The following is an 8,802-nucleotide window of genomic DNA, read 5'->3' as shown; positions in this document are numbered from 1 at the left end:
AATGAACTGAAAGTTTGTGTTTCATATATGGTTGTGTCTCAGTATAGAGGTTGTGTTTCGGCCCCGCAGGAATTGCGGGGCTTTTTATGTGAGGAAGGCGGGAGCCATCTGCCCCATTTCATTGCGGGACAAGCCGATATTGGCAGCAGTCTTTTCCCACTGCCCAACCGCATTTTTAATTGTAGTAATGATGGCTTTGCTTTCTTTAGTATTGAGCCGGAAAGTCTCTGACACCTCCATTGCAAGGTCAAGATCCAGTGCATTACTGTATCTGTCGATGTTCAAAGAAAGCCCTGTAGCGTACGGAACAGGATTGATATCATATGCTGGAGAAAGTTTCCATCCTTTGGGTGTTAGCAAAAATCCATGATTACGTAAGTGATCATCGGAATTACTGACGCTGATATTGAAAACGATCCTTTTCCAAAGCTCTTTCAGATCTTCGGTTGCATCAGCACCAAACCGGGTGATAAAATCGAACATCTCAAGATAAGAAGCGCCGCTGGCAGCATCGGCTCCATCATTCTTACCGAGCAATGTCATGGCGCTTGCAAAGTGTATTCTATTTTCTCCAACACGATCAAATCTTTTGGTCAGATAGGTATGATGAGTGCGTGTTAGTTTTTTTATCTGTCCTTCCGCAACAGAAAGGCCTGATTTACGGGCAAGTTCGTTTACCACCCATTCCCATCCTCCTATATTCCGCTCATCCCGTTTACTGGGAAATTTTGCGATCCAAAGCTGGCCGTCAGGGTCAATCACATTTGCCTTGGGCCTTGCTCCTCCCAATGAGGATCCGGGGGCCATCAGCATATTCAACCATTGAGCGAATGCAGGGTTATCGATGGCATCATCTTCTTCCAGTTTCAGACTTGCTTCTTCCAGGCTTCTCAGTGTAGTAAGCGGAGGCGCTGCGAGTGAACTATCCTCATTCAAAAAAACACCATCCTCTAATAATTTAAAACGGACCGCACCCATTCTATATTGATCCGACACACCTAGCAAATAATCACTTTCAAAAAGCGGCTTTGGTTTTCGTTTTTCCTGGAGCGCTCTGAGCTGTTCCCTGCGTTGCATTAAAACCCTTCCCCATCTGTCCGGGCTGGAATCCAGGAAGATCCCGAAATTCGGTTTTCCCTCTTTGTTATATTGAGGCCCATCAAAGAAGCCGAGATCGGGGTCCAGCAGTAAGGCTTCCCCTTTGTTTAACCATTCTTCAGAATAGGCAAATGAGAAGACTTCCTTACCCCTCATCTGATCAACCTGAAGACAGCCCATGAGCACTGGCTTCTTCAGTTCAAGCCAGTCGGCGTAAACCAAAATCTCTTTGCTATTTGAATGTTGAGCGGTCATTTCTTTTTCCTCTTAGTCTTTCCGGACAATAACTGGATATCCTGTAATTTCCTGCCCAATGGATCTTCTCCACGGAAGAAATCAGCAATATTCAGATTAAGGGCATGCAGAATACTGATCAGTGATACCAGGGTTAGGTTCACTTCTCCACTCTCAATCAATTGAAGGGTTGATCTGGCGATGCCAGCCCTGTCCGCAACCTGGGAACCAGATAGATTTCTTCTCAACCGGGCCAGCTTCAAGTTTTGGCCCATGTCTTTGAGCAGGTCTTCGGTTGACGGGCCAATATTGAGTTTCTTTTTAGCCAATGCCGGTATTTTAGACAAAAATATGCCAAGATGACTGATAAATAAGTCAATTTATATATTCAACCAGGTTTATCAGTGGTATTAAATGCAAAATGACCGATAAATCGGTCATTTTCAATATCATTACTTCTTATTATTTTCTACAAAAAACCCAGTTCCAGCTTCGCTTCCTCCGTCATCATATCCCTGTTCCAGGGTGGATCGAAGGTCAGCATTACATTCGCATCTTTAACTCCCTCCACTTCTCTTATCTTCTCGTCCACTTCGCGGATAATATCTCCTGCTACCGGGCAGGCTGGTGCAGTGAGCGTCATGGATAGATTTACATACCCGTCATCGTTGATGGCTACGGAATAGATCAGGCCCAGTTCCACCACATTCACGGGGATCTCGGGATCGAAGACCGTCCTGAGCTTTTCGTAAATATCCATTTCCATTTTCACTTTGTTCAACATGCTGAAGTATTTACTGGTTGGCTTGCGATTGCAGGGCAACTGCGTACATTTTCATTTGCTTGATCATGGAGAGCAACCCATTGCTGCGGGTAATGGAAAGATGTTCGCGCAGACCAACCTTATCTACAAAATACAATTCAGCATTTGCGATTTCGGCTGGCGTGTGATCGCTGAGCACTCTCACTACCATGCTCACCAGTCCTTTGGTAATGATGGCATCGCTGTCCGCAGTGAAGATCACTTTTCCATCTTTGTAATCGGCATGCAGCCATACTCTCGACTGGCATCCGCGGATGAGATTGTCTTCCGTTTTGTATTGCTCGTCTATCAGGTTCACTTCCTTTCCCATCTGGATGATGTATTCATACTTTTCCATCCAGTCGGTAAAAAGAGAAAATTCTTCTATGAGTTCGTCCTGTATTTCGTTGATGGTCATATTAGCTGCGGGGGAATTACACCAGCATGGCTACTGCGCGTTTCACGCCATCCACCAGTTGGTCCATTTCCTGTTTAGTGTTGCAGAATGCAAGGCTGGCTCTCACGGTACCGGGGATGCCGAAAAATTCCATGAGTGGCTGTGTACAGTGGTGACCTGTTCTCACAGCAATGCCCATTTTATCGAGCAGTACGCCGATGTCTGAAGGGTGTGTTCCTTCCACTACAAAAGAAACAACACTGGCTTTATTGTCAGCAGTACCGATGATCTTCAGACCCGGGATCTCCAGCAGTTTTGCAGTAACATATTCAAGCAGTTCATGCTCGTACTGCGCCACTGCGTCGATGCCGAATTCATTCAGGTAATCCAGCCCTGCACTGATACAGATGCCGGCTTCGATATTGGGAGTGCCTGCCTCAAATTTGAATGGCAGTTCGTTGTAAGTTGTTTTTTCGAAAGTAACATGTTTGATCATGTCACCACCACCCTGGTAGGGGGGCATCTGGTTCAGCCATTTCTCTTTTCCGTACAGGATTCCGCTTCCGGTAGGTCCGTACAGTTTGTGGCCGGAGAATGCAAGGAAGTCCACATCCAGGTCCTGCACATCCACTGCAATATGTTGCACAGCCTGTGCGGCGTCCAGCATTACGGGAACTCCTTTGGCATGCGCCAGGGCAATGATCTCTTTTACGGGGTTGACAGTACCGAGTGAGTTGGAGATCCAGCAAACGGAAACGAGTTTCACATTTGGATCTTCGTTCAGCAGTTTACTGTATTCATCCATCAGTAACTCTCCTTTCCCGTTGATGGGGATCACTTTCAGGTTGGCTTTGCGGTCTTCGCAAAGGATCTGCCAGGGTACGATATTGGAATGGTGCTCCATCGCCGAGATGATGATGGTGTCACCTTCTTTTACAAATTGTTTGCCGTAGCTGTATGCCACCAGGTTGATACCATCTGTAGTGCCTTTGGTAAAAAGACATTCATGGTCGTGCGGGGCATTGATGAATTTTGCCACTTTCTTCCTGCTCACTTCGTACGCTTCTGTAGCACGCTGGCTGAGGAAGTGCACCCCGCGATGGATATTACTGTTCTGATGTGTATAGTAATGCTCGATGGCCTTGATCACAGAAAGCGGTTTCTGTGAGGTGGCTGCATTGTCGAGATACACCAGCGGCTTGCCGTGCACGGTGAGTGAAAGGATCGGGAAATCTTTCCTGATCTTTTCAACGTCCAGCACAGCAGGTGATATGGTGGAAGTGGCGTTCATGATTTAAGCTTTCAGACCTTCTTCGATCAGGTGATTGATATGATCCTGAACCTCGGGGATCGGGATCTTTTCTGTTACATCAAAAGCAAAGGCGTGAATGAGGAGGGCACGTGCCTTCTCTTCTCCGATACCGCGGCTCTTCAGGTAGAACAATGCGTCTTTATTGAATTGTCCAACGGTAGAACCATGTGAACATTTCACGTCATCGGCCAGGATCTCCAGCTGTGGCTTTGAGTCCACCACTGCTTTCTTTCCGAGCATCAGGTTATTGTTTTGCTGGAAGGCGTTTGTTTTCTGTGCGTCTTTGCGGACAAAGATCTTACCGTTGAAAACGCCGGTACTTTCATCTTTCAGTACGCCTTTGTAGAGCTCGTTGCTCTGGCAATGGGGTTTGCGGTGGTCAACGATAGTATGATTGTCTACCAACTGTGTACCGCCGGTCAGGTACAGGCCATAGAGGTGGCTTTCCACGTTCTCGCCGTCCAGTGCAATATTGAGATTATTGCGGAGGAGGCTGGTGCCGGGGAAGCTTGCCTTGTAATTATTGTACACACTGTCTGCCTGTTGATACACTTCGGTGTGATGAACGTAGCGGTTCTTTTCATTACCGCCCTGAATATAATAATGGTGCAGGTTGGCATTGGCGCCTACAAAGATCTCTGCAACGTTATTTACAAATACATTGGCTTTGGTGCCGCTGATCACGAAGCTCTCGATGATGCTTGCGTTAGCGGAAGTGCCGGTAACATACAGGTGACGGGGCTGAACGAACAGAGGCTGGTCAGCTGTATTGATATGAATTACATGCAGTGGTTTTTCCACGATTGCATTGTTCTTCACTTCTACATAAAGGCCATGCTGGAACAGCGCTGTGTTGACTGCTTCAAAATGGTTTTTAGCGAGATCCGTATATTTTCCAAAGTGCTTCTGAAATGCAGGCCTGGTGGCCGCTTCAGTGATAGAGAAAACGAAAACGCCTTCGTGGTTAACTGTATCGGAAAGATCTTTCCTGTATACACCGTTCACCAGAATGATCTTCCATACATCCAGGTGAGGGATGGAAGCATCTTTGATCACCTGCTCAGGAACTTCCACCAGTTCTTCTTCAGTAGAAGTGGCGAAGGATTCTTTCAGGAATGGCGTGAGGTTTACGTATTTCCAGTCTTCCACCTTATTGGAAGGGAAACCAGACTTTTTGAAATATTGAAAAGCTTGCTGACGTTGTGCAGTGAGCTCAGCGGGCTCGGAAGTGATGCTGCTGCGCACTTCAAAATCCGCGATGCACTGGTCGTATAATGAATTGATGATTTGTGTGGCCGTATTTTCCATTCCGGTTGTTTAGTCGCAGCCAGGCTGCGTTACAATTTTCAATGAACCCGCTGATTAGTGAAAGCTGGGAGCAGCTGCTGCATCTTCCTTCAACCAGTCGTATCCTTTTTCTTCCAGTTCCAGTGCCAGTTCTTTGGTACCGGATTTCACGATCTGACCGTTCCAGAGTACGTGTACAAAATCAGGTACGATGTATTCCAGCAGGCGCTGATAGTGGGTGATGAGAACGAATGCATTCTTTCCGGAACGCAGTTTGTTCACACCGCGGGAAACGATACGGAGGGCATCGATATCCAGACCGGAGTCTGTTTCATCGAGGATGCTCAGTTTGGGTTCCAGCATAGCGAGCTGGAAGATTTCATTCCTTTTCTTTTCACCACCGGAGAAACCTTCGTTGAGGGAACGGTTAGCGAGGGCGGAATCGAATTCTACCAGTTTTTGTTTTTCCTTCATCATGCGCAGGAATTCCTTTGCTTCGATGGGAGGAAGATTATTATGGGCCCGAACTTCGTTCATGGCTGTTTTGAGGAAGTTGATATTGCTGACACCGGGAATTTCAACAGGGTATTGGAAAGCCAGGAAGAGCCCTTCTCTTGCGCGGTCTTCGGGAGAGAGGTCCAGCAGGTCTTTTCCGTCGAAAATCACCTGGCCACCTGTCACGTCATAATTATCTTTACCGGCCAGTACAGAAGCCAGGGTACTTTTACCTGAACCGTTAGGTCCCATGATGGCATGCACTTCGCCTGCTTTAACTTCCAGGTCCAGTCCTTTCAGAATCTCCTTGCCATCTACAGAAGCCTTCAGATTTTTTATACTTAACATGATGCTGTTATTGAGTTTTATTGTGTCTCGGGTGTGTGTTTACAAATATTGTGTTGTTATCCTACGCTGCCTTCCAGTGAAATGGCCAGCAGTTTCTGTGCTTCCACAGCAAACTCCATCGGCAGCTGGTTCAGCACTTCTTTTGCATATCCGTTCACGATAAGGGCTACGGCTTTCTCGGTATCGATACCTCTCTGATTCAGGTAGAAGATCTGGTCTTCCCCGATCTTGGAGGTGGTAGCCTCGTGCTCGATCATGGCGGTGTTGTTCTTTGACTCGATGTACGGGAAGGTGTGAGCGCCGCATTCGTCGCCGATCAGCAATGAATCACACTGGGTGAAGTTGCGCGCGTTGTCTGCACCGTTTCCTACCTGCACCAGTCCGCGGTAGCTGTTCTGACCGTGACCGGCAGAGATACCTTTGGAGATGATGCGGCTCTTTGTATTTTTTCCGATATGGTACATTTTGGTACCGGTATCGGCGATCTGTTTGTTCTTGGTAAGGGCAACAGAATAGAATTCGCCGGTAGAGTTATCACCTTTCAGGATCACGCTTGGATATTTCCAGGTGATGCTCGAACCTGTTTCCACCTGCGTCCAGCTGATCTTGGAATTGTTGCCTTTGCAGATACCGCGTTTGGTAACGAAATTGTAGATACCCCCTTTACCGTCTTTGTCGCCGGGATACCAGTTCTGAACGGTAGAGTATTTGATCTCTGCATTCTCCAGGGCGATGAGCTCCACCACTGCAGCGTGCAGCTGGTTTTCATCACGCTGAGGAGCTGTACAACCTTCGAGGTAGCTCACATAGCTTCCTTCGTCGGCGATGATGAGGGTACGCTCGAACTGACCGGTGTTCTGTGCATTGATACGGAAGTAAGTGCTCAGTTCCATGGGGCAGCGAACGCCCTTGGGAATGTACACGAAAGATCCATCGGAAACCACAGCTGCATTGAGTGCGGAGAAGATGTTATCGGTATATGGAACTACGCTGCCGAGATATTTCTGAACCAGTTCAGGATGTTCGCGAACTGCTTCGCTGAAAGAGCAGAAGATCACTCCCATTTCTTTCAGTTTATCCTTGAAGGTGGTGGCAACGGATACGCTGTCGAATACAGCGTCAACTGCCACGCCACTCAGTAATTTCTGTTCGGAGAGAGGAATGCCCAGTTTCTCGAAGGTGGCCAGCAATTCGGGATCCACTTCATCGAGGCTGTTGAGTTTTGCCTGCTTTTTGGGAGCGGCATAATAAGAGATTGCCTGGAAATCTATCGGCGGCAGTTCAAAGTTCTGCCAGGTGGGCATCTCCAGTTTGAGGAAATGGCGGAGCGCTTTCAGGCGGTACTCGAGCATCCATTCCGGTTCATTCTTTTTCTGTGAGATGAAGCGAACGGTATCCTCATTCAAGCCTACCGGGGCAATTTCCATTTCGATGTCCGTGGTAAAGCCATATTTGTACTCTTCCGTGGAGACATCCTTTAAAATATCTAAATCTGTGCTCATAATTTTTTGTAGGGTCTAGTCTGATTTACTGGGCTGTGTTACACAGCAAAGCTTTCACCGCAGGCGCAGGTTCTGGAAGCGTTGGGATTATTGAAAAAGAGGCCTTTTCCGTTAAGGCCACCGGAGTAATCCAGTTCAGTGCCATACAGATAGAGCAGACTTTTCATTTCCACAACCAGTTTCACGCCTTTGTCTTCAAAAATCTGGTCATTTTCGCGGGACTCCTTATCGAACTTCATTTCGTAAGCCAGACCGGAACAGCCGCCTCCCTTTACTCCCACACGTACAAAACTGTCCGCGGGTTGTCCTTCTTTCTCCATCAACTGATGGATATATTTCTTTGCGTTTTCAGAAATTGTGATCATCTTATTTTGATTGTCAGTTTAGGAATGGTGTGCATATATAACAATACCAGAAGGGTTTGGTTCCCTGCGGAGGAATTGTCCATAATGCGGTATCTTCCTGATTATCAATGACGAACAAACAACCCGCCGAAATTTTTTCCGATCTCGAAAATGAGGGGTGGTCCCGGCGGATTTTAGCCCACAAAAGTACGCCAGAAATCCCGGCTTTGGAGCGGAAATTCAAGGTTTCCGGGAATTTGAGCGATAAAGGTCAGGATTGTACAGGATGGTGGAGATGGGGAAGCTGCGCAATAAAGGGGAAAAGAGGGATTCTTTGGAGCCTCAGAATCTGGATAAATTACTGATAATCAGAGTAATTTATGTTTAATGCGAAGCCGTTCGGCGTGCTACCAGGTTTTGGTGAATTTAACATGGCTTTTGGTGAAGCCGCAGGCGGCATAGAATTCCTGGGTGGCTTCCCTTTTGGCATTGGTGGTCACCTCCAGGGAGCGGCATTCCCGTTCGCGTAAATGGGTTTCCAGGATTTCAATAAGCCGGTGCCCGATACCCTGCCCCCGGTGGAGCGGGTCAACGAACATTTCCTGGATCTCGAAGACCATACCCAGATGATGGAGCAGGAGTTGACCATGACAGCTGATATAACCGACGGGGATGTTGTTGTTATCCGCAGCCACTAAGTAAATATTATTTTTTTCGGATATATTTTGCCGGTAGTATTGCTGGAAAAGCTCGAAGTCAAAGGTTTGTTCTTCCAGGTCGCAGACGAAGGCGTAGATGGAAGGGAGGTCGGAGATGGTGGCGAAGCGGATTTGCATTAGTGAAAGTTACGGATAAATCCGAGTGTGGCCCCGGGCGGGCCGCCCCCCCCCCCGCCGAAGACACCCAAAAAAAAAAAATAAAAAAAAAATATTTATAAAAAAATATTTTTTTTTTTAAAAAAAAAAAAAAAAAAAAAAAACCAC

The 8,802-nt window shown here is 47.1% G+C and carries 10 protein-coding genes; all 10 read right to left on the bottom strand.

Annotated features, from left to right (window positions below):
• Positions 1 to 84 precede the first annotated feature (84 nt).
• The 10 genes from ACTHMC_RS06275 to ACTHMC_RS06230 all read right to left on the bottom strand — a co-directional run bounded on the left by ACTHMC_RS06275 (position 85) and on the right by ACTHMC_RS06230 (position 8,655).
• Positions 85 to 1,320 (bottom strand): type II toxin-antitoxin system HipA family toxin, encoded by a 1,236-nt coding sequence (locus tag ACTHMC_RS06275; RefSeq protein WP_440411829.1) that lies wholly within the window; start codon positions 1,318 to 1,320, stop codon positions 85 to 87.
• A 29-nt stretch (positions 1,321 to 1,349) separates the two neighbouring features.
• Positions 1,350 to 1,661 carry a helix-turn-helix domain-containing protein gene (locus ACTHMC_RS06270; RefSeq protein WP_440411827.1) on the bottom strand — a complete coding sequence of 104 codons (312 nt, stop codon included), beginning with the start codon at positions 1,659 to 1,661 and terminating at the stop codon, positions 1,350 to 1,352.
• A gap of 140 nt (positions 1,662 to 1,801) precedes the next feature.
• A complete protein-coding gene (locus ACTHMC_RS06265) occupies positions 1,802 to 2,116 on the bottom strand; it encodes an iron-sulfur cluster assembly protein (protein WP_440411825.1) in 315 nt (104 codons plus the stop codon).
• Between the two features lie 10 nt (positions 2,117 to 2,126).
• On the bottom strand, positions 2,127 to 2,552 hold the full coding sequence (locus ACTHMC_RS06260) for a SufE family protein (RefSeq protein WP_440411823.1): 426 nt from the start codon (positions 2,550 to 2,552) through the stop codon (positions 2,127 to 2,129).
• A gap of 16 nt (positions 2,553 to 2,568) precedes the next feature.
• Positions 2,569 to 3,822, bottom strand: a complete 1,254-nt coding sequence (locus ACTHMC_RS06255) for a SufS family cysteine desulfurase (protein WP_440411821.1) — start codon at positions 3,820 to 3,822, stop codon at positions 2,569 to 2,571.
• Positions 3,823 to 3,825: 3 nt separating this feature from the next.
• Complete coding sequence (gene sufD, locus ACTHMC_RS06250; RefSeq protein WP_440411819.1) at positions 3,826 to 5,151, bottom strand: Fe-S cluster assembly protein SufD; 1,326 nt, start codon at positions 5,149 to 5,151, stop codon at positions 3,826 to 3,828.
• Between the two features lie 54 nt (positions 5,152 to 5,205).
• Entirely contained in the window at positions 5,206 to 5,973 is a 768-nt protein-coding gene (sufC, locus tag ACTHMC_RS06245; protein WP_440411817.1) for a Fe-S cluster assembly ATPase SufC, read from the bottom strand.
• Between the two features lie 56 nt (positions 5,974 to 6,029).
• Positions 6,030 to 7,475 carry a Fe-S cluster assembly protein SufB gene (sufB, locus tag ACTHMC_RS06240; RefSeq protein WP_440411815.1) on the bottom strand — a complete coding sequence of 482 codons (1,446 nt, stop codon included), beginning with the start codon at positions 7,473 to 7,475 and terminating at the stop codon, positions 6,030 to 6,032.
• A 38-nt stretch (positions 7,476 to 7,513) separates the two neighbouring features.
• Positions 7,514 to 7,840, bottom strand: coding sequence for a HesB/IscA family protein (locus ACTHMC_RS06235; RefSeq protein ID WP_440411813.1), 327 nt, complete (start codon positions 7,838 to 7,840; stop codon positions 7,514 to 7,516).
• A gap of 386 nt (positions 7,841 to 8,226) precedes the next feature.
• On the bottom strand, positions 8,227 to 8,655 hold the full coding sequence (locus tag ACTHMC_RS06230; RefSeq protein ID WP_440411811.1) for a GNAT family N-acetyltransferase: 429 nt from the start codon (positions 8,653 to 8,655) through the stop codon (positions 8,227 to 8,229).
• Positions 8,656 to 8,802: the final 147 nt, after the last annotated feature.

This window comes from Pseudobacter sp. (assembly GCF_051955275.1).
GTDB lineage: Bacteria > Bacteroidota > Bacteroidia > Chitinophagales > Chitinophagaceae > Pseudobacter.
Note: the sequence above shows the minus strand (reverse complement) of the source record. Positions and strands in the feature narration are given on the sequence as shown.